We start from the raw sequence: 20300 nt of genomic DNA, 5'->3' as shown, positions 1-20300 counted from the left end.
CTCCTTATTTCATCATTGGAATGTTAACGCCTTTTTCTTTCGCAGTTTGAACCGCTAAGTCATAGCCTGCATCAACGTGACGAACAACACCCATACCAGGGTCAGAAGTTAATACGCGCTCAATACGTTTTGCTGCTGCTTCTGTTCCATCTGCAACGATAACCATTCCGGCGTGAAGTGAATAACCCATACCAACGCCACCACCGTGGTGAACAGATACCCAGCTTGCACCGTTTACACTGTTAATTAATGCATTTAAAATTGGCCAGTCTGCTACTGCATCACTACCGTCTTTCATAGATTCTGTTTCACGGTTTGGAGATGCCACTGATCCACAATCTAAATGGTCACGGCCGATAACGATCGGTGCTGATAATTCCCCATTAGCCACCATTTCATTAATAATGCGGCCAAATTTTGCACGCTCGCCATAACCAAGCCAACAAATACGTGATGGAAGACCTTGGAACTCAACTTGCTGGCGTGCCATACGAATCCAATTACATAAATGTTCATTATCCGCGAACTCGCGTAAAATAACTTCGTCTGTTTTATAAATATCTTCTGGATCACCAGAAAGTGCTACCCAGCGGAATGGTCCTTTTCCTTCACAGAATAATGGACGGATAAATGCTGGAACGAATCCTGGGAAATCGAAAGCATTTTTTAATCCTTCATCGAAAGCAACTTGGCGAATGTTATTTCCGTAATCAAATGTAATCGCGCCTTTTTCTTGCATTGCAAGCATTGCTTCTACATGTTTTTTCATACTTTCTTTTGATAATTGTACGTAACGTTCTGGATCTTCTTCACGAAGCTTCGCTGCTTCTTCTAACGTGTAACCTACTGGAATATAACCGTTTAATGGATCATGAGCAGATGTTTGATCCGTAACTAAATCTGGCGTAATATTACGCTTCACTAGCTCTGGTAAAATCTCTGCCGCATTTCCTAGCAATCCAATTGAAATCGGTTCTTTCTTCTCTTTATACTCGTTCGCAATAGTTAACGCTTCTTCTAAAGACTCTGTATACAGATCACAATATCTCTTTTCAATACGACGATCGATACTACGCTTATCTACATCAATAGCAATTACAACACCGCCGTTCATCGTTACAGCAAGCGGTTGTGCACCACCCATACCACCTAAACCAGCAGTAAGTGTTACTGTACCTTTTAATGAACCATCGAAATGTTGACGTGCCGCTTCACCAAATGTTTCATATGTTCCTTGTAAAATCCCTTGTGTTCCAATGTAAATCCAGCTACCTGCTGTCATTTGTCCGTACATCATAAGACCTTTTTTCTCTAGTTCACGGAAGTGATCCCAGTTCGCCCATTTTGGTACTAAGTTTGAGTTTGCTAAAAGAACGCGAGGCGCATCTTCATGTGATTTAAAAATTGCAACTGGTTTTCCTGATTGAACAAGTAACGTTTCGTCGCTTTCTAACGTTTTTAATGAATCAACAATTGCATGGTAGCTTTCCCAGTTACGAGCTGCACGACCAATTCCGCCGTATACAACTAATTCTTCTGGTTTTTCAGCTACTTCAGGGTCTAAATTGTTCATTAACATTCGAAGTGCAGCTTCTTGAACCCATCCTTTCGTTTGTAACTCAGTACCTCTTGCCGCACGAATTGTTTGTTGTACTTTTTCCATTTCAATCTCTCCCTTTTCTCGTTTTATAGTGCTGCGTTTACATCCATTCTTTCTTTTATCGAGTAATTCGTTTTTAACCAATGCGCAATATTTTCAATATCTGTTGAGAATATGCGGTCATTTGTAATAGAAGGCACTTGTTGACGACCTTGATGGTAGAAAGCTTTCGTTACTGTACTCATCTCTTCAATACCGCGATATTCCGCAGCTTGCATCGCACAGATCATCTCAATTGCAAGAACTCGTCTTGCATTTTGAATAATTTGATGTGCATGACGTGAAGCAATTGTTCCCATACTTACATGATCTTCTTGGTTAGCTGACGATGGAATTGAATCTACACTCGCCGGATGTGCTAACGTTTTATTCTCAGAAACGAGTGATGCTGCTGCATATTGCATAATCATTGCACCAGACTGAAGTCCTGGCTGAGGACTTAAAAATGGTGGCAGATCATTTAATTGTGGATTCACAAGGCGTTCTATACGACGTTCGGAAATATTTGCAAGCTCCGCCATCCCTACTTTTAAGAAGTCCATTGCAAATGCAATCGGTTGTCCGTGGAAATTACCACCAGAAATTACTTTTTCCCCACCATCAAAAATAAGTGGATTATCTGTTGCTGCATTCATTTCAATTTCTAATTTTTCTTTCACATAATTTAAAACTTGCCAAGAAGCACCGTGCACTTGCGGGATACAACGAAGTGAATATGCATCTTGTACCCGAAGTTCTCCTTGTTTTGTCACAAGCTTACTATCATGAAGGATGTCACGAATTCTGCTTGCTACTTCTACTTGCTCTTTATAACCACGCGCTTTATGAACATTTTCATCAAATGCATCAATAATGCCGCGCAATCCCTCAATTGTCATAGAAGCAATTAATTCAGATTGATAAGCCGTTGCTTCAGCTTCTATATAAGAAAGAACTCCTTGCGCTGTCATTGCCTGCGTACCATTGATTAACGCAAGACCTTCTTTTGCTTCAAGTTCAATAGGTTCAAGTCCTTCTTCTGTAAGAGCAACCATCGCATGAACTCGTTTTCCTTTGTAGAACACTTCACCTTCACCTAATAAAACGAGAGCAAGATGAGATAAAGGTGCTAAATCACCGCTCGCTCCTAGTGATCCTTGTTGCGGAACGACTGGATGAATTTTACGATTTACAAACTCCAGAAGCATATTTACAACAAGTGGTCTAACACCCGATACTCCTTTTAACATCGTATTAGCTCGTAAAATTAACATACCGCGTGATACTTCTTCCGGGAATGGATCGCCTATTCCGCACGCATGTGATTGAATTAAATTGTGCTGAAGTGCCTTTACATCATCTTTTTGAATAAGCACATCACTAAACTTTCCAAATCCAGTTGTAATACCATAAACGACTTTTCCGTCCTCTACGATTTTCTCAACTACTTCGCGGCACTCCGCTACCTTTTGCATACTAGTTGGGCAAGCTGTTACACCTTCACCTTCAAGTAATAACCTCTTCATTTCTTCAACTGTCAATGTGTGTCCTGTTAACGTAATCATTCTTTTTCCTCCTTATAAAGGCAAAAGGGGACCTTATATTTTTAAGACAGACTTCTGTCCTAAAAAATAAGGCCCCCTTCTAACTAATAGACTATGGGCAAATCATATGTGATTAATTCCTAAACCAATCGCCTCATGCTCAGATCCTTTTACAGGTGCACCAATCGTTCCATAAAGTGCAACAGCAACCCATTCGCCTTCTTTTTTTCCGTCGTATGGTGTACCGCGCACAATCGCAAAGCGAAGTCCTACTGTACGAAGAACGTCTGCTAACTGAATTTGACCTCTCGTCACTCCGTACAAAGCTTCCATAATTGCATGATAAAGTGCATGTGTTTCTCTGTAAACATCTGTTTCAATAACTCGGTTGCTCTTAGCCGCTGTTTCCATTGCTGCTACTACTTTTTGCGAATTCATAGAACCAACTTTCCCAGTACAATATTTCCAACCTTTCGGAATAGATAATACGGGACTTTCATTCTCATCCGCAAGTGCCAACAGCATGGCCATACGACCAATTCGATGTGTTCCTTGAAGAAGCATGTGACTCTCTCATTTCTTTTGAATTATTTGAATATTACTTAATTTAAGAATATATGAAAACGGTTAAATCGTCAATAGTTTAAAATATTATTCAAGCAATTTTTTATCCCTCTCATACTTGTGTACACAATTTATTTACAGATTTTTTTCAGACGTGCTATAGTCTCACTAACAGATGCAAAGGGGCGAGATTTCAGTGGCAAAGCGAAAAGATATTCATTTTCGAATTGAAGAGAAATTACTTGAAAGATTTGAATCGGCACTCCATTACGAAGGTTTAAATAAAACAGACGTATTAACACATGCGGTCCAGCAATTTTGCACAAAGGTGGAATGTGAAAAAATGAATGATGTAAAACGCCAATACAACGTTAGTGACCATTTACAAACACGTATCAATACGCATAAACATTACGAAGAAAAACAAGTGAATGTAGATGAATTCGTCATTGAACATTTACAACTCCAAGGGGAAGAAAAAATATTAGAAGTCGGGTGCGCTAATGGAAAATTCCTTTCCCTTTTGCAAACTAATGGTCATAAAGGCCAATTAACCGGCTTTGATCAATCGGAAACCATGCTTTCTGAAGCCACTTTAAAGAATAATATGATCGAATGGAAACTCGGTGATGCTAGTAAACTTCCTTTCGAAGCTAATTGTTATGATTGGATAATCGCAAGGCATATGTTATACCACATGAAAGATGTCGAAAAAACTATTCAAGGATTACATAAGATAATTCGTCCTGGCGGTGCCCTTTTAGCTACAACAAACTCTAAAGTTTCATTGCCTCGTATAGATGAAATGTGTAACAAAATGTTAGTCGCATTTGATTTACCAAAAACTTCACCGTCAGCAACTCCATTTTGTTTAGAAAATGGTAAAGATCTATTACACTCTGTTTTTCCAACTGTTGAAGAAACAATTATTCATAATGCACTTGTTTTTCATCATGCCACTCCAATCGTTAACTATATTTCTAGCATGTTTCCGTCGCTGAATATACCTGATAATATGTCTCTTCACACCGAAATGAAGGCCTGGCTGAAAAAAGAAATAGAAAATGAATTAACAACTCATGACGGTATATGGAGCGATCCGAAAACGTTAGTGATTTATCGATGTAAAAAGGAAATAAGCTAGCATTTGCTAGCTTTTACACGTTTTCCGGTAAAAGATTCTCCATCATTATATTGCCCTTTCCACGATAAAAATTTGTATCATGTTCATTCGCTACTCCAAAATAAGAGGCAATCGCTAGTCCAAATGGCACAAATGCATGTCCTTGTGCTGTAATAATATTTGCGTGCTGTACAACTTCTTTATACACAAAATTTTCTACTGGAAAACAATTTAATTTTTGATAATCTATGGTGACTGTATAAGAGATTTCTTTTAATAAGCCTGCTTTTGCTAACGCATACGGTCCAGCACAAATCGCTGCCACTAATTTTTCTTGTTCAGAGAATTGACGAATAACTGAAAAAAGCAGTTCTGCCTCTTTCATATGTATTTCATCTCCGCCCGGAATAAGAATCCCCTCATACTCTTCCACACGCACTTCATTTAATTCTATGTGCGGTTGTACTTGCAAGCCCGTTTCACTTATAATCAATTCTTTTGTTAAACCCGCTGTAATGATTTCATATTTATTTTTCAGCAATGCTGTTGCTACCGTGATTTCAAACTCTGCAAATGTCGGGTATACGAATAACAATATTTTTTTCATAGCCTTTTCTCCCTTAGCCACCCTATAAAATATGCCTCTAATTCGTCTACTGATAATATATTAGTGTCCACATAAGTTATGGGAAATTGTTTATACCATTCTTTTTCAACTTCTACTAATTTAAATTGTTCCTCAAATGTAATTCGATTTCTTGCCCTATCATTGTTTTTCCTATCATACAAATTCTCTTTCGAAACATCTAAATAAAAAATTGCATCCGAACGGCATTCTCTTAATTTATACAATTCATCTTTTAACTCTGTTTCTATATCCCACTCTTTCCCTATCATCTTCGGATAAAAGAGTGTATAAAATTCAATATCTTCTGGTCCGCGATCAAAAGTCATAACTGATTTCACATTTTGAAACTCTTTTATTTTTGCTTCAATAAACATTTTTTGATTTGTAATAAACCCCTCTTTTGAGTTCATATCTAAATGTAATTCTTTTCTTTTTTCTACAATTGGATATGGATTTTCGTATATAATTGAAAGCCCATATTGCTCTAACCTTTTTGCCAATGTTGTTTTTCCACTTGCCATCGGTCCTTGGAGTGAAATTACGTATGTCATCCCTCTCATTCCCTTGTACTGTAATACATAAATAATAAACAGAATTTTGAAAACCATCAACAAAATATATATCATCTTGTTTCTTATTCTTATGTAACTTATAATAAAAAATAGAGATTATGACGGACGCATCAATAATGTAAGCTTGGAAATCCAAGCTTACATTATTTTTTGCTTTCCCTTTTCTTATAAAAAGAGTATACTAGATTAGAACGTATGTTCTTAATAATTACATACAGTAAGGAGATAGAACAATGGTATACGACACAAAAGCAATTTCTTGGAATGAATCTTTAAAACAACTTCAACGCCGCTATACAAACAAACAAGTTGACCGAAAAGAATTTGAAGATATTGAACTGATGGAATTCTTCCGCGATAACGACTACATTCCTTTACCTACACATATAAGCGGCCTATCAACAACACGTTTTACTTCTTACTCTATTTTCACAACTGAAGATAAAGATCGTAAAGTTGGCACACTCATCATTGAATATGTAGAAAATGACAATGATATTTTATGTGTTGAACAACTATACTTCGTTTAAATCACAGCGCTTGGTCAAAATGATCAAGCGTTCTTGCTTTCTATGAATCTCACTGTTTATAATATGAATAAAAGAAAATCGAAATCATTTAAGGGGGGATATACTTGCTCGAAGGATGGTTCAGTTGGTTTATTGTATTATGGACTGTTATTTTATTAGGACTTATGTCTATCGGTGGATACTTTATGTTCAGAAAATTTTTAAAACGATTACCGAAAGAAGACGGTATGTCCATTTTAGATTGGGAAGAGCACTATATTAATAAAACGAGACATTTATGGGATGATGAACAAAAACAATTATTAGAAGAACTAGTAAGTCCCGTTCCTGAACTATTTCGTGATGTTGCCACGTCAAAGATTGCCGGTAAAATTGGTGAACTTGCAATAAAGGAAAACGCTTCAAAAATTACACAAGATTTAATTATACAAGGATATATCGTTGCCACACCGAAGCGCGATCATAAATTTTTAATTAAGAAACTACAAGAAAAAGAGATTGATTATTCAAATTACAAATCTTTACTTGCAAAATAATCTTCATTTTTTATTTCCCTATTTTCGACAAGTTACGTTTTATACGTCGTGGTTGGGACAGAAGGTGCTAACAATACCAATAAAAAATACAGCGTCAAAGACGCTGTATTTTTTATTTTATACATATACAATTTTCACGTTAATTTCATATCTTTTTCGTTATAAAAACCGTCTTCTTTTTCCATTTCCCTCTGTAATTTTGTAAAGGAACGGTACATTGCAATTCTCCATGATACAATCATCGCAAACGCAAGTAAGAAGAACATACCGCTAAGTTGTCCTAAATCAAGAGATTGACTTAAGTATGTTTTAAACACAATACGCACTACAAGTAATCCAATTAAAATAAATACAAATGCTTTTGAACGCTTCAAATAAATCTCTTGTCCGCGTATTTCAAACTTAGATGTTTTAATAAGAAAAATAGAGAAAAATAGACCAACGACAATCGCTTCTAACATTTCTGCTGGAGTTAATCGAAATTCTGGAAAAACATACATCAGTGCTCCTGTGCTCATAAAAAACGGTGGGAGTATAATTTTTTTCAATGTTGCAGGTTTCTTAGCTGCTTTTAAACGAATAAACATCGCACCAACAGCCATACAAACAGCAACGATACTTGATAAAAGAACTATGTTCATATTTTCTCATCCTTTTTTTGTGACTATACGCAAAATATAATTTCATTATATGCTTTTCCGTTAGTATTTCCAACATTTTCACAGAATAATACTAAAAACCAGTAAATCCACCAAATAAACTTGAGAAATATACGATAATTTTCGTCATCCAGTTAAAGTATAGAAAGACCCCCATGACAATCATAATGTATCCTCCGATTTTCATGAACGCCATACTATTTCTTTTAATCCAAGACATTTTCGTAATAAAGAATGAAAGTACGAAAAACGGGATAGCAAATCCAAGTATGTAAGCAATCATATAAATCATTGCCGATTCTGGATTTGTTGCAGCTAATCCAATTACAGACACTAATATAGGCCCAGTACAAGGTGTCCATCCAGCAGCAAATGCCAATCCAATTAAAACTGAACCAAAATAACCACTCGGACGGTTTTTAAAAGTAAATTTACGATCTTGCATTAGAAACTTCGGCTTAAATACACCGACAATAATAAGACCGAACACGATGATAAATATACCACCTAACTGTCTAATTAAATCTTTATAATCCGTAAAAACTCCTCCGATAAAACTTGTACCAAATCCAATTGCGATAAATATAATAGAAAACCCAAGTAAGAAAAACGCTGTATGTATCATACTTCTTTTGCGAAGCATTGCATTTTCTTCTTTCAATTCAGAAACCGACATACCTGTTATGTATGATAAAAATGCCGGATAAAGCGGTAAGCAACATGGGGATATAAATGATAAGAACCCAGCTCCAAACGCTAAAAAAATACTAATATCTTGCATTATTCCACTCCTCTCCTCTTCAATATTGTAGCAAAAACAATTGAAAATACTATGGACATTTCATGAATTCACTTTTCCAACGTGACAATAAGAAAAACTACCCTTTCACACATTTTCTAATAAAACGTTTTCATTCCCTTCTATTATATAGAAAAATCTCAATTGAATTATGAAACTCTTTCTAATTGTTACTAACATAACAAAGGTTCCACAGTTTCTCAAATGATTAGCACATTACAATTAACTTCACACATATTGACCCTAAAAAATTTTTTTCAAATGCTGTCTTTATACAACATAAAGCTGATTTTACAATACTTTAATTATTATTAATTTCAAGATTATGCATAAATATCATACTTTTATTATTATTCTATAAAATTTTGCACTTTTCTTTCATTTGACCCTTCATTTTTAATTTTGTATACTTCCCTCTAGTTATATATGTCCGTTACGGAACAATTTCATATAGATGGGAGGAATTTTTCATGCTTCGTTATTCTCTTTTAGTTTTATTAGGAGCGTGTAGTTATGGGGTTTTAGCTATTTTTGTTAAACTTGCATACGCAGAAGGATTTTCACTTGGAGAGGTAATTGGTAGCCAGTATTTGTTCGGTTGGATTATTTTACTTGCTATTACACTTCTATTTTCTAGACATCGTGTTCCACTAAAACAAATGTTAATTTTATTCGTCGCAGGAACGTCTGCAAGTTTCACTGGAATTTTTTATTATGCTTCTTTAAAAACTGTACCAGCTTCTATTGCAATTATACTTTTATTCCAATTCGTTTGGGTTGGAATTATCATTGAAGCAATTACAACGAAAACATTACCTTCAAGAGAAAAAGTTATTTCAGTAATCTTCTTACTTGCAGGTACATTTTTATCAAGTGGGTTATTAGAAACATCAGCTGGTGATTTCGATACGACTGGAATCATTTTAGGCTTATTATCTGCTGTTACATTTGCAACATACATTTTCGTAAGTGGGAAAGTTGCCGTTGAAGTACCTTCTTTGCCACGTGGTGTCCTTTTAATGGCTGGCGCTTTAACTTTAGTCATGATTGTATTCCCACCAACATTTATTTTTAACGGAGCGATTTCTCAAGGCCTTTGGAAATACGGCTTAGGATTAGGAATATTTAGTATCGTTATTCCGTCCATTGCCTTTACAATCGGTATTCCAAAAATCGGGTCTGGCTTAGCAACTATTCTTGGTGCAGCAGAACTGCCAGTTACAACAATTATGTCTGTATTCGTTTTAAAAGAAGCTGTACTATCTTCACAATGGGTCGGTGTATCACTTATTTTAATCGGTATTGCAATCCCGCAAATTGCATATGCAATGCATGGACGTTATAAAAAGCAGCATACTCATAAAAAAGTTGCGGCATAAACGAGAGAGGATTTTCATTTGAAAATCCTCTCTTTTTATTATTGTGTTATATAATGAATACAAATATTTCACTTAAGAAAGAGGGGATAATAAGTGGCATCCATTCCAAATCAATTAACAGAAAAACTTATTTCTATTCGTCGACATTTACACGAATACCCAGAACTATCGTACGAAGAATTTGAAACGACAAAAGCAATAAAAAATCGGTTAGAAGAAGCTAATATTACTATTATTGATTCCAATTTAGAAACAGGAGTTATCGCTGAAATTTCTGGTAATAAAAACGGCCCCGTTGTAGCGCTTCGTGCTGATATCGATGCCCTTCCTATCCAGGAAGAAACAGACCTTCCATACACTTCAAAAATACAAGGTAAAATGCATGCTTGTGGGCATGATTTTCATACAGCTGCTATATTGGGTGCGGCTTACTTATTAAAAGAAAAAGAAGCTTCTCTTAACGGAACTGTCCGCCTTATATTCCAGCCAGCTGAAGAAAGTAGTAATGGTGCTTGCAAAGTTATTGAAGCTGGGCATTTACGTGGCGTGCAAGCTATTTTCGGTATGCATAATAAACCTGATTTACCAGTAGGTACAATCGGTATTAAAGATGGGCCGCTAATGGCAGGAGTTGATCGATTTGAAATTGAAATCCATGGTGTTGGTACACATGCAGCTGTACCTGATGCGGGCGTCGATCCTATCGTTGCATCATCTCAAATCGTTATGGCACTTCAAACGATTGTAAGCCGAAATATTAGTTCTTCTCATAACGCTGTCGTAAGTGTAACAAACATTCATTCAGGGAATACGTGGAACGTTATTCCCGAAAAAGCAATATTAGAAGGAACTGTCCGTACATTCCAAGCTGAAACACGTGAAAAGATTCCGGCATTAATGAAACGTATCATTAAAGGCGTTTCTGATGCACTAGGTGTAAAAACAGAATTTCGATTTTATCCAGGTCCTCCTGCTGTTCAAAACGATAAAGTACTCACTGATCTTTCTGTTCAGGTTGCAGAGAAAATGAATCTAAACGTTATCTCTCCTACACCATCAATGGCAGGAGAAGATTTTTCTTTTTACCAACAAGAAGTACCAGGTTCATTCGTCTTTATGGGAACAAGTGGTGCACATGAATGGCATCATCCAGCTTTTACAGTAGATGAAAAAGCATTGCCTATTAGCGCGGAGTATTTCGCCTTATTAGCCGAAGAAGCTATTCATCAATTATTACAAACAAAAAGCCGTTAAGTTACCCTTAACGGCTTTTGCTTATGCGGTTAAATCTCGTTTTATAAATACTGTATAAGAAATCCCTAGAAATACAATTAAATACAGAAGAAGTATACAAGAAGCGAACGGGAATGTTACTCCATCAATAAAGCTTCCATTCTTTGAAATACTATATAAATCTGTGTTTGCCGGCAATAAATATTTCGCCCATTCATATCTAGTTGCTGCTATTAACGCAATATTTCCTGATAAAGCAAGAAATAGCGAAATACCAATTGCGCCGCCACTAGATCTCGTTAAAACAGAAATCATAAACGCAAACGCTGCGTACACAATGGTTGGCAACCACGATAAAACATAATACTTACTTGCTTCCACAAAAATATTTTGTTTTATAATATTTCCATCTTGGAAAATAAATTCACTCCATGCAGGCTGTTGGAATTTATAAATAACAAGTCCACATAAAACGGAGAAAATCATATTAAATATAAACAATAACGCTGCAAATATAACGATTGCCAAAAATTTTGATGTTAAAATTTTAAATCGGCTCGCCGGACGAATCGTTAAAAATTTATATGTTCCCCAGCTATATTCATTCGCAAAAACTGTACTCGCATATACGAGAATAAACGGAAGTAAAATAGGAAAAACAATAAAACCAGTATCTCTCATGAAAGAAAGTGGAGAACTACTCGCTGGCGCTGTATTCGTATCTAAATGCTTCATTTTAAGCTGGTATTCCTTTACAAGCTCGTCCCCTGACTTTTCTGCTAAAATATCCTCTTTTTTCATACCGAGCTTTTTCTCAATTTCTACAGTGCGTTCTGTATAATCCGCTTTCCACCCTTTTGTTTCTGGCTCTAAATACTTTACCGTAACCCATCCTAATCCAATAATTAATACCGCAATAACTGCAAAAGGAATAATCGTTCGCTTTCGCTTAAATATTTTATACAGCTCGTTATAAACTAAATTAAACAATATCTTTTCCCCCTGTTAATTCTAAAAACTGCTCTTCTAGCGTTTTTCTTTCTTCATATACACGATAAACTTGAATGTTTTTCTCCATCAATGTACGAAGAATATTTGGAATTTCTTCATCTTTCACGTTTATAATTAATTCGTTTTCTTTTACTAAAACATCGTATTCTAAAACCTCTGCCGCTTTATTCGCATCATCTACACGTATATGTATTTCTTCTGTTTCTTCCTTTTTATCACTTTGAATATTTTGTGTTGCGACATATTCTCCATGCTGAATAATAATAACCCTGTCACACATTAATTCAACTTCTGAGAGTAAGTGACTAGAGACAAGAACAGCTTTTCCTTGTTCATGCGCAATTTTCTTTATGTACATCCGCATTTCATGTATACCACTAGGATCTAATCCGTTCGTTGGCTCGTCTAGTATTAATACATCTGGATTATGTATAAGTGCCTGAGCAATTCCTAAACGCTGTCTCATACCGAGTGAATATGCTTTTACTTTACGGTCAATTACTTGTCCCATTCCTAACAATTGCACTACTTCATCGATACGCTCTTCAGTCACATTCCCATTCATTCGTCCGAAATATGTTAAATTTTCATAGCCGCTTAAGAAAGGATAAAATTCTGGCGTCTCAATTACAGCACCAATTTTTGCAGCAGTTTTTTCAAATTGCTGTTTTACAGATTGACCGTCAATCCAAACTTCGCCCTCTGTCATACGAATCATACCGACCATCATTCGCATTAATGTCGTTTTCCCAGCACCATTTGGTCCTAATAAACCAACTACTTCACCTTTTTTCACTTCAAAACTAATATTTTCTACTAACGTCTTTGAACCAATTCGTTTTGTTAATCGATCAACTTTTACGATCGCTTGCTCATTTATCATTCCATACAACCTTTCTTCTTAACTCTTTTTTTCAGTTCTTCCCACTGTATCATGATTAATAACATGTGTAAAATGAAGAAAAAGACATGATTTCTCATGCCTTTCTCCTTGTTTCATATGACTTTTCACCCTTTAACCTTTGGGTAAACCTACAACATTGCCACATTGATATTATAATGACGGTTATCATAACAACTGCTGTTACCATTATCGCATACGTCGTAATCGGTGCATTTGTTACTCCTTGGATTCCTACTGCTTTCATAAAAATAATAATAAATAATTTCAAAAATAACATACCATGAATTAATCCGAAAACGAGTGCTCCTCCGCAAGTTAATAATTGCTCCTGACATAATAAACATAACATTTCTTTTCTTGTCATATGCATCGCTTCATTCGATGTAAACTCCTCTTTTCTTATCTGTAAAAGAGAATCTGTCATTTTATATGTAATGAAAATACACACAAAAACTATAAATAGAAACATAACATAAAACCACTTTATAAATATAGGTGTATATTCCGTTTTACTTATTACAGCTTCATTAAATCGGAATGATATCATAAAAAAACAAAGCATTGTATTCATAGCAATCCACATAAATTGTTTTAACCTTTGGGCAGCAAATGTTTGTATATTTTTTCTCGCTAACCGAAATAAAGACATAATTTCCCCCTACCTTGCTTCATAACATACGCATTCTATACTACTAGTGTATAAAAATATGACATTTTAAACATCGCACTTCAATCGGAATCTTTACTAAGCCTTTAGTCCTAGAAACCACGTATATTTATCTCCTTAGCATTGAATAAAAAATAAAAAACAAAAAACGGAAATGCACTTTACTTACATTTCCGTTTTTTGTTTAACGAGGTGAATCTTTATATAACTTAATTATCATGACTGCCTTGTAACTTCATCAACTATTCACCCTTCGCATCTTCCACTTCAATCCTTTTTTTCTCTCTTGCAATTTTCAAAAACTCTAACAACTCTGGATTGCTATTCATTTTTTTATAAGCCACTGACATTTCTGCAACAAAATTAGAATCACATAACTCTTTATATACAACTTCTGTTTTATACAATTTATTTGCGGATACAGGTATTACTGTAATTCCAATACCTGCTGCTACAAGCCCCATGACAGTTTGATACTCCGTTGCTTCTTGTACAATGTGCGGACTAAAACCGACATCGCGGCAAAGCGATAAAATTGTATCGTATAACGCTGGCCATACTGGTCTCGTAATAAATACGAACGGTTCATCCCTTAAATCTTCGATATGTATTTCGTCCTTTTCAGCAAGTGGATGGGCCTTCGGTAAGCATAACGTACACGAAAGTTTTTGAATTGGTTCTAACTCAAGTAATTGCGTTGGAATTGGCGGACGTAAAAATCCGATATCAATTCGATTATCATGAAGTGCATGCACCTGATCTGGTGTTGACAATTCATGTAATGCAACAGACACCCTTGGAAATTTCTTTCTATACTCCCTGACGATTGACGGTAAAATATCATATATCGCCGCACCTACAAAACCAATTGAAAGTGATCCTACTTCTCCCCTTTGAGCACTTTGTGCGACTTCTACTGCTTTTTCAATTTGTTCAAACGCTTTTTTCACTTCTTTTAAAAACATTTCTCCAGCTTCTGTTAATTCAACCTTTCTCTTCGTTCTTGAAAATAACATAACTTCCATTTCTTTTTCTAATTGCTGAATTTGTTGACTAAGCGGGGGTTGTGTCATTTGTAAACGAGCAGCCGCTCGTCCAAAGTGCAATTCCTCTGCCACTACAACAAAATATTGCAAATGCCGTAATTCCATTTTGGACACCCTTTTCACTTTCGATTAATACATCTAATATATTAATAACATATAATTTATATATTAGACAAATATTTCGAATGAACGTATAGTAGAAATTGTTAATTATTTTTTACAATTTTTATGTAAAAAACAAAGAGGTGGTTACTGTATGAAATGGTGGAAGTTAAGCGGACAAATTTTATTATTATTTTGTTTCGCTTGGACAGGTGAATGGATTGCAAAACAGGCACACCTCCCAGTTCCAGGAAGTATAATCGGTATTTTTTTATTGTTAATCTCATTAAAATTTAACATAGTGAAAAAAGAATGGATACAAGACGGTGCAGACTTTTTATTAAAAGAACTTATTTTATTTTTCATCCCTTCTGCAGTCGCTGTCATTCGTTACAAAGATACATTATCACAATATGGAATCGATCTCATTTTAATTATCGTAATTAGTACACTTTGTGTCACTCTCGTAACAGGACTTTTAACAGAATTGCTATTAAAGCGGAAAGGATCAACACAATGATCGGCTTTCTTTGTTTACTATTAACACTATTCACATATTGGGTATCTAAAAAAATGTATCAACGCTGGAATTGGAGCTTACTTTCTCCCCTTCTTGTATGCCCAATCATTTTAATTGCTTTATTACTCGGATTAGATACACCATACGAAACCTACGAATCTGGTAGTCATTGGCTAACAGAATTATTAAAACCTGCAACAGTTGCTTTCGCATGGCCAATCTATAAATATTTTGATCTATTAAAAAAACATGGCACTGCTATTTTAATTAATGTCATTGTCGGTTCTTTTCTATCTGTTATTACTTCCGCACTACTAGCTAATTTTTTTCAAATTGACTCTACAATAGAACAAAGTTTGGCACCACACATTGTAACAACACCTATTGCAATGGCTATTTCAGAAATGATTGGCGGCATGTCACAATTAACAGCCGTTTTCGTCGTATTAACTGCCTTAACTGGAGCATTACTCGGTCCTACACTCATACGCATATGCCGTATTAAAACAGCGCTCGCAAAAGGTATAATGCTAGGTACTAGCGCGAATGGAACCGGAACATCAAAAGCATTTGAAATCGGTCCTGTCGAAGGAACCATTGCAAGTTTATCAATGCTTTTAACAGCTGGAGCTAGTTTAGTTATTGTTCCGCTTTTCTTATCTTGGATACATTAAAGAAGCAAGTATTTACATACTTACTTCTTTATTTATATATTGGTATATTATTTCGTAATCCTCTGGAAAAGCCAAAGTTAATTTTTCAACTTCATGTATCCCTTTCCAATCAATTTCATGTATTAACTCATCCGGATCTTGGATTTTCATATTACCGCCTATTTTTTTAACAAAGTAATAATGAACATACACCGGAATTCCGTATGTAATACCTTCTTTTTCGTATATTTTATTTACAACCTCCACATTGTAACCTGTTTCCTCCCAAACTTCTCGAACACAACATTCTTCTAGTGTTTCTCCCTTTTCAAGTCCTCCACTTGGGACAGACCACCTTTTTTCTTCCCCTTCTTTTCCTTGTAATACCATTAAAATTTCATTTCTTTCATTCATACAAATAGCTGCCGTACCTATCCATCTCTCCATATACATCCCTCCCCTACTAAAATTCGCCTTCTGTTTTATTTCCCCTTTGAAAAAAGAGGAAATAAGTAAAAAGATGCCGAAAGTTTACATCAACTTCATGAGCAGTCCCTTCTTAGAAATTCAAACCGGAAGGATGAAATTATGATTTCTAAATATGTTGTGGAATGTGTTTTTTGTGAAGAAAACCGAAAACCTCGGCAAGCCATTGTCACAGTGCCTGCTACTTCTCAGCTACTAGCCATTCAAAAAGTACGAGCTGAATGTAAACGTCGCTTCGGAAAAACTTTATTATTGCAAACAGAAATTAAAGAAGAATTACTCTTTGAACAAAAAGAAAGCTGACCATAAATTGGCCAGCTTTCTTATCCGATCATATTTTCACATGAAGATTAGGGGCATCCTCTTTAAGGATCGGGATTTACCCATTATGTGCGTTCCATAATGGTCATCGAACAATATATTTCTATACAATAAACTATTGAATAGAATAGGGCAAAACTTGTTCGCATTTTTTAGAAAAGGGATAGGGATATAATTCAAGTAATACTTCGAATACTCGAACTTTACACTCATTATATTAAAGCAAATCTTTTTATATGAGAAATATGAATTACTTACATAATTCATTCGTAAAATATATTAATATGTTTCTATATATTCTCTTTAATCTACTAATAACATACATCCAGCTAATATTGGTGTCATAATCATCGAAAACCTTAGAAGCATGCGAGGTGCATAATTTGTAAACTTAGCTCCTATATATGCGCCTAACATTGTCCCGATTAAAACTTGTACTAATAATACATAATCTAAATACCCTTCCGAACTATATCCAAGCCCACCTCCAATTGCGATTGGTAATATAACGAGCATTGTCGTCCCTACAGATTGACGGATCGTTAAACCTAATAGAACCATTAACCCGAGTTGGATAAAGGGTGCTGAACCAATCCCAAACGAACCAGCTAAGATTCCAGTAACCAGTCCGAGACATATACATTTAATCAAGTTATCTTTCGTAAGTTCTTTTTCCTCTTTTAAAGACGACTGCTCCCTGTTTTGGAACATAATCAATCTAATAAACATAAAAATTGCAGATAAAAATAACATACCCGCTGTAAACCAGTGCAGAAGATGCGCTGGTATTAGCGAACCAAACTTTGAACCAATAAAGGAACCAATTGCTCCAAATCCCCCAACAATCCCACCTATTACAAACACAACATTCCCTTCTCGGTAATGACTTACTACTCCAGATAATGTTGTAAATGCCATAGCAGTTAAAGATGTTGCAAGCGCAACATGAATAGGGATATGGAATACCAGAGTGAGTATCGCGATGATAAATCCTGCTCCTCCTGCTCCGACGAATCCTAATAAAACTCCCATTAATAACATTGTTATAATAATTGCCACATACTCCCCCTCCAATACCCCAATTATCTATCATATGCACACTTCTATACAAACAAAAAGCACCCTAAACGGATGCTTTTACTACTTTTCTATATTGATAATATGTACTTAATCTTGATTAATCAAAATTACAGCTGGTCCAGAGACAACAACCCCGGCCACTTCTATCTTTTCAAATTCCTTCACTGTAATAGATATAACCCCTTCTCTTTCCATCAATTCCTTACTCAGGACATCAGTCGGTATCGCTTTCACCGTCTTACCTCCTTTTCATTTTATACAAAATTATAAAAAACTACCCAATGCATCTAAATATATGCATCACCTCCGCTTTCATTCCTTATTCCAGCCAAAATTCACATCCCCTGTCTATAACATATTGAAAAATAAAAAAGCACTCGCTAAAGCGAATGCCTTTCTATTATTTACTTCTCTATTACTTTTAACATTCTATTAATAAATGCTGCCGATTCTCCACGTGTTGCAGAACCTTTTGGCATAAACTCATTATTCTCATTCCCTTTTACAATACCTAATCCATAAACACGTTGAACCGCCTGTTTATCATACGCTAAATTTTGATCCGTAAATGGTAATGGAACTAAATTACCTTTAATATTTTTGTATTGCAATGCACGGTCAATCATAATGACAGCTTCATCACGTTTAATCGTATCATTAGGAGCAAATATATCATTTCCTCGTCCACTTATAATCCCAGCACTAGCTGCACGATTAATACCATCTACTAACGATGGATGTGCTGTGTTTAAATCTTTGAAATTCGATTTCCCCTCTGGTAATTGCAATGATCTTGAAACTAAATTCGCAAATTCACCACGTGTTACAAGACGTTCTGGCCAGTAAGAACCCTTTCCGTCTCCAACCATAATACCTCTTTTATCTAATTCACGAATATCAGCTTCATACCAACCGCCAGTTATATCATCTTTATGATTCGCATCATAATAAGCTTTCGTTCCCTGTAAAAATGGCTCCCACGCATTATTCTTTATCATAATGGCCGGACAATTCTTTCCGCTCCAAAATTGATGTTTTTTCACATTTTCTAAAGGAACATTTAACTCCCCCATTAAATAGGCTGCTAGTTTGCGAGCATTTTCCACAGCTTTATTATAATCACCATCTTGGTTGACAGCAATTTCAATTGCAATTGATTCTCTGTTACCAGTTCCTTCTGCTCCATCTCCAGCATGCCAAGCATTTTCATTTAATGGTAGATGTTGATAAATTTCTTTATCATCTACTGTAAAATGCCAAGATGCTGAACGATCAGTCGTTCCTGTTGCTTGGCTGTATAAATATTGTGCATGGTTTCTAGCATTTGCTCCAACACTATAATTATCCGTCTCATGAATTGTAATGTATTTTGGTTTCATCGCATAACCTGGACGAATATTTTCATTTCCTGTTGGTACAATCATTTCCTTTAATGGTACACCGTAAATATCCGTTGTTTTCTCTGCTGATGGCGCTGCATACATAACCGCTTCACGTTTCGTACGAGTTGGGGTTGTACTTTGAATAAGAGATGCTTTTGTACCTTCAAATTTTGCTGAAGGTGAATAGATCCATTTCACCTCATTATCTATTTGGACTTGGAACCACTCTCCAGCTTGCCCAATTGCAATAATTGTTTGCGGTTGTAACACTTTCTCGTCTTTATATGAATTAAATGGTGCGGAATATGTAGCTGTCTCTTCATTAATTACTAATTTTTCGTTTGCCAAGTGATAAACTTCCTTAACCTCTACATTTCCTTCACTACTTTGTATCCACCCAGCTCCAGATTCTGTTTGCACATAGTAAGCGTTTCCTTTTCGTTTTTCGGCTTTTACTACTTGATTAGAAAGCTGAACACCTGTCGCTTTTTGTAACTCAGCAGAATCAAATAAAGATGCTGAACCTATTATATGTACAAAAAAATCTCCTTGTACTTCATTTGTTATTCCTTTGCTCTCTCCACGTCCATCTTCATCTTTCATATGGCTTTCAATACTTTTTAATGCTTGCTCGTCTGTTGAAATTGTTACGGTCTTTTCTACTGTGTCTGCATAGGAAAAACTTGGAATCGTTACCATACTAAATATAATTGATGCAGCTAAAACATTATAAAATTCTTTTTTCATACTAATTATTTAACACGTTTATATCTTAATTCGTGTTAACTTCCCTCCCTAATCTAAAATATTTAAGGCTATCTAGCAAACTTCTAAACTAAATAACCCTTTACAATATAACAAACTCTATCTCATTCGTATAGATAGGAATGACTACTATTTGCCTACTTTTTCTATATTGGAA

23 protein-coding genes are annotated in these 20300 nt (G+C 35.5%); 8 read left to right on the top strand and 15 right to left on the bottom strand.

Annotated elements, in window-relative coordinates; all coding sequences use genetic code 11:
- Positions 1–4 precede the first annotated feature (4 nt).
- The 3 genes from hutU to hutP all read right to left on the bottom strand — a co-directional run bounded on the left by hutU (position 5) and on the right by hutP (position 3747).
- On the bottom strand, positions 5–1663 hold the full coding sequence (gene hutU / locus QCI75_RS09590) for a urocanate hydratase (protein WP_144506373.1): 1659 nt from the start codon (positions 1661–1663) through the stop codon (positions 5–7).
- Between the two features lie 23 nt (positions 1664–1686).
- Positions 1687–3204: a histidine ammonia-lyase gene (gene hutH, locus QCI75_RS09585; RefSeq protein ID WP_353760352.1), complete on the bottom strand. Its 1518-nt coding sequence runs from the start codon at positions 3202–3204 to the stop codon at positions 1687–1689.
- Between the two features lie 102 nt (positions 3205–3306).
- Positions 3307–3747, bottom strand: coding sequence for a histidine utilization transcription antiterminator HutP (hutP, locus tag QCI75_RS09580; RefSeq protein WP_000926519.1), 441 nt, complete (start codon positions 3745–3747; stop codon positions 3307–3309).
- A gap of 196 nt (positions 3748–3943) precedes the next feature.
- On the opposite strand from hutP, the gene QCI75_RS09575 reads away from it, so the two are divergent.
- The gene (locus QCI75_RS09575; RefSeq protein ID WP_144506371.1) at positions 3944–4891 is read left to right on the top strand and encodes a class I SAM-dependent methyltransferase; all 948 of its coding nucleotides are present in this window, start codon (positions 3944–3946) and stop codon (positions 4889–4891) included.
- A gap of 13 nt (positions 4892–4904) precedes the next feature.
- Here the strand turns inward: QCI75_RS09575 and QCI75_RS09570 are convergent, their stop codons facing one another.
- A complete protein-coding gene (locus QCI75_RS09570; protein ID WP_098775484.1) occupies positions 4905–5477 on the bottom strand; it encodes a DJ-1/PfpI family protein in 573 nt (190 codons plus the stop codon).
- Entirely contained in the window at positions 5474–6049 is a 576-nt protein-coding gene (locus QCI75_RS09565) for an AAA family ATPase (RefSeq protein ID WP_353760351.1), read from the bottom strand. Before QCI75_RS09565 ends, QCI75_RS09570 begins: the two co-directional genes overlap by 4 nt.
- 254 nt (positions 6050–6303) lie before the next feature.
- On the opposite strand from QCI75_RS09565, the gene QCI75_RS09560 reads away from it, so the two are divergent.
- Together QCI75_RS09560 and QCI75_RS09555 are read left to right on the top strand one after the other, a co-directional pair.
- Positions 6304–6600: a hypothetical protein gene (locus QCI75_RS09560; protein WP_044443662.1), complete on the top strand. Its 297-nt coding sequence runs from the start codon at positions 6304–6306 to the stop codon at positions 6598–6600.
- 104 nt (positions 6601–6704) lie between these two features.
- Entirely contained in the window at positions 6705–7136 is a 432-nt protein-coding gene (locus QCI75_RS09555) for a DUF2621 domain-containing protein (RefSeq protein WP_144506369.1), read from the top strand.
- 134 nt (positions 7137–7270) lie between these two features.
- Here the strand turns inward: QCI75_RS09555 and QCI75_RS09550 are convergent, their stop codons facing one another.
- Entirely contained in the window at positions 7271–7777 is a 507-nt protein-coding gene (locus QCI75_RS09550; RefSeq protein ID WP_144506368.1) for a CcdC family protein, read from the bottom strand.
- A gap of 91 nt (positions 7778–7868) precedes the next feature.
- Entirely contained in the window at positions 7869–8576 is a 708-nt protein-coding gene (ccdA, locus tag QCI75_RS09545) for a cytochrome c-type biogenesis protein CcdA (protein WP_144506367.1), read from the bottom strand.
- A 488-nt stretch (positions 8577–9064) separates the two neighbouring features.
- Between ccdA and QCI75_RS09540 the strand changes: the two genes are divergently transcribed.
- Positions 9065–9973, top strand: coding sequence for an EamA family transporter (locus QCI75_RS09540; RefSeq protein ID WP_144506366.1), 909 nt, complete (start codon positions 9065–9067; stop codon positions 9971–9973).
- A 93-nt stretch (positions 9974–10066) separates the two neighbouring features.
- Positions 10067–11227 (top strand): M20 peptidase aminoacylase family protein, encoded by a 1161-nt coding sequence (locus QCI75_RS09535; protein WP_144506365.1) that lies wholly within the window; start codon positions 10067–10069, stop codon positions 11225–11227.
- Positions 11228–11248: 21 nt separating this feature from the next.
- Here the strand turns inward: QCI75_RS09535 and QCI75_RS09530 are convergent, their stop codons facing one another.
- The 4 genes from QCI75_RS09530 to alsR all read right to left on the bottom strand — a co-directional run bounded on the left by QCI75_RS09530 (position 11249) and on the right by alsR (position 14939).
- Entirely contained in the window at positions 11249–12196 is a 948-nt protein-coding gene (locus QCI75_RS09530) for an ABC transporter permease (protein ID WP_144506364.1), read from the bottom strand.
- The gene (locus tag QCI75_RS09525) at positions 12189–13100 is read right to left on the bottom strand and encodes an ABC transporter ATP-binding protein (protein ID WP_128282452.1); all 912 of its coding nucleotides are present in this window, start codon (positions 13098–13100) and stop codon (positions 12189–12191) included. Before QCI75_RS09525 ends, QCI75_RS09530 begins: the two co-directional genes overlap by 8 nt.
- Before the next feature lie 94 nt (positions 13101–13194).
- Positions 13195–13770, bottom strand: a complete 576-nt coding sequence (locus QCI75_RS09520) for an FtsX-like permease family protein (RefSeq protein WP_144506363.1) — start codon at positions 13768–13770, stop codon at positions 13195–13197.
- A gap of 260 nt (positions 13771–14030) precedes the next feature.
- Positions 14031–14939: an acetoin biosynthesis transcriptional regulator AlsR gene (gene alsR / locus QCI75_RS09515; protein ID WP_144506362.1), complete on the bottom strand. Its 909-nt coding sequence runs from the start codon at positions 14937–14939 to the stop codon at positions 14031–14033.
- A 151-nt stretch (positions 14940–15090) separates the two neighbouring features.
- Here alsR and QCI75_RS09510 point away from each other — a divergent pair, with 151 nt between their 5' ends.
- Both QCI75_RS09510 and QCI75_RS09505 read left to right on the top strand, forming a co-directional pair.
- Positions 15091–15456, top strand: coding sequence for a CidA/LrgA family holin-like protein (locus QCI75_RS09510; protein WP_000872360.1), 366 nt, complete (start codon positions 15091–15093; stop codon positions 15454–15456).
- A complete protein-coding gene (locus QCI75_RS09505) occupies positions 15453–16130 on the top strand; it encodes an LrgB family protein (RefSeq protein WP_002128560.1) in 678 nt (225 codons plus the stop codon). Before QCI75_RS09510 ends, QCI75_RS09505 begins: the two co-directional genes overlap by 4 nt.
- A 12-nt stretch (positions 16131–16142) precedes the next feature.
- On the opposite strand, the gene QCI75_RS09500 is transcribed toward QCI75_RS09505, so the two are convergent.
- The gene (locus tag QCI75_RS09500) at positions 16143–16556 is read right to left on the bottom strand and encodes an NUDIX hydrolase (protein WP_144506361.1); all 414 of its coding nucleotides are present in this window, start codon (positions 16554–16556) and stop codon (positions 16143–16145) included.
- 141 nt (positions 16557–16697) lie between these two features.
- Here QCI75_RS09500 and QCI75_RS09495 point away from each other — a divergent pair, with 141 nt between their 5' ends.
- Positions 16698–16898 (top strand): DUF3903 domain-containing protein, encoded by a 201-nt coding sequence (locus QCI75_RS09495; RefSeq protein ID WP_002121502.1) that lies wholly within the window; start codon positions 16698–16700, stop codon positions 16896–16898.
- Positions 16899–17219: 321 nt separating this feature from the next.
- Here the strand turns inward: QCI75_RS09495 and QCI75_RS09490 are convergent, their stop codons facing one another.
- From QCI75_RS09490 to QCI75_RS09480, 3 genes are all read right to left on the bottom strand, one after another.
- Positions 17220–17975 carry a sulfite exporter TauE/SafE family protein gene (locus tag QCI75_RS09490; RefSeq protein WP_144506360.1) on the bottom strand — a complete coding sequence of 252 codons (756 nt, stop codon included), beginning with the start codon at positions 17973–17975 and terminating at the stop codon, positions 17220–17222.
- A 108-nt stretch (positions 17976–18083) separates the two neighbouring features.
- Positions 18084–18230: a BC1881 family protein gene (locus QCI75_RS09485; RefSeq protein WP_002146257.1), complete on the bottom strand. Its 147-nt coding sequence runs from the start codon at positions 18228–18230 to the stop codon at positions 18084–18086.
- Between the two features lie 170 nt (positions 18231–18400).
- Positions 18401–20125, bottom strand: coding sequence for an S-layer homology domain-containing protein (locus tag QCI75_RS09480; protein ID WP_353760350.1), 1725 nt, complete (start codon positions 20123–20125; stop codon positions 18401–18403).
- Positions 20126–20300: the final 175 nt, after the last annotated feature.

The organism is Bacillus cereus group sp. RP43, from assembly GCF_040459645.1.
Classification (GTDB): domain Bacteria; phylum Bacillota; class Bacilli; order Bacillales; family Bacillaceae_G; genus Bacillus_A; species Bacillus_A mycoides_C.
The sequence above is the reverse complement of the archived record's forward strand: the minus strand, read 5'-3'. Positions and strand labels throughout refer to the sequence as shown.

Coding starts and splice junctions, on each gene's coding strand:
- hutU (WP_144506373.1), bottom strand. CDS start 1,663: ATGGAAAAAGTACAACAAACAATTCGTGCGGCAAGAGGTACTGAGTTA.
- hutH (WP_353760352.1), bottom strand. CDS start 3,204: ATGATTACGTTAACAGGACACACATTGACAGTTGAAGAAATGAAGAGG.
- hutP (WP_000926519.1), bottom strand. CDS start 3,747: ATGCTTCTTCAAGGAACACATCGAATTGGTCGTATGGCCATGCTGTTG.
- QCI75_RS09570 (WP_098775484.1), bottom strand. CDS start 5,477: ATGAAAAAAATATTGTTATTCGTATACCCGACATTTGCAGAGTTTGAA.
- QCI75_RS09565 (WP_353760351.1), bottom strand. CDS start 6,049: ATGACATACGTAATTTCACTCCAAGGACCGATGGCAAGTGGAAAAACA.
- QCI75_RS09560 (WP_044443662.1), top strand. CDS start 6,304: ATGGTATACGACACAAAAGCAATTTCTTGGAATGAATCTTTAAAACAA.
- QCI75_RS09550 (WP_144506368.1), bottom strand. CDS start 7,777: ATGAACATAGTTCTTTTATCAAGTATCGTTGCTGTTTGTATGGCTGTT.
- ccdA (WP_144506367.1), bottom strand. CDS start 8,576: ATGCAAGATATTAGTATTTTTTTAGCGTTTGGAGCTGGGTTCTTATCA.
- QCI75_RS09540 (WP_144506366.1), top strand. CDS start 9,065: ATGCTTCGTTATTCTCTTTTAGTTTTATTAGGAGCGTGTAGTTATGGG.
- QCI75_RS09525 (WP_128282452.1), bottom strand. CDS start 13,100: ATGATAAATGAGCAAGCGATCGTAAAAGTTGATCGATTAACAAAACGA.
- QCI75_RS09520 (WP_144506363.1), bottom strand. CDS start 13,770: ATGTCTTTATTTCGGTTAGCGAGAAAAAATATACAAACATTTGCTGCC.
- alsR (WP_144506362.1), bottom strand. CDS start 14,939: ATGGAATTACGGCATTTGCAATATTTTGTTGTAGTGGCAGAGGAATTG.
- QCI75_RS09510 (WP_000872360.1), top strand. CDS start 15,091: ATGAAATGGTGGAAGTTAAGCGGACAAATTTTATTATTATTTTGTTTC.
- QCI75_RS09505 (WP_002128560.1), top strand. CDS start 15,453: ATGATCGGCTTTCTTTGTTTACTATTAACACTATTCACATATTGGGTA.
- QCI75_RS09500 (WP_144506361.1), bottom strand. CDS start 16,556: ATGGAGAGATGGATAGGTACGGCAGCTATTTGTATGAATGAAAGAAAT.
- QCI75_RS09495 (WP_002121502.1), top strand. CDS start 16,698: ATGATTTCTAAATATGTTGTGGAATGTGTTTTTTGTGAAGAAAACCGA.
- QCI75_RS09480 (WP_353760350.1), bottom strand. CDS start 20,125: ATGAAAAAAGAATTTTATAATGTTTTAGCTGCATCAATTATATTTAGT.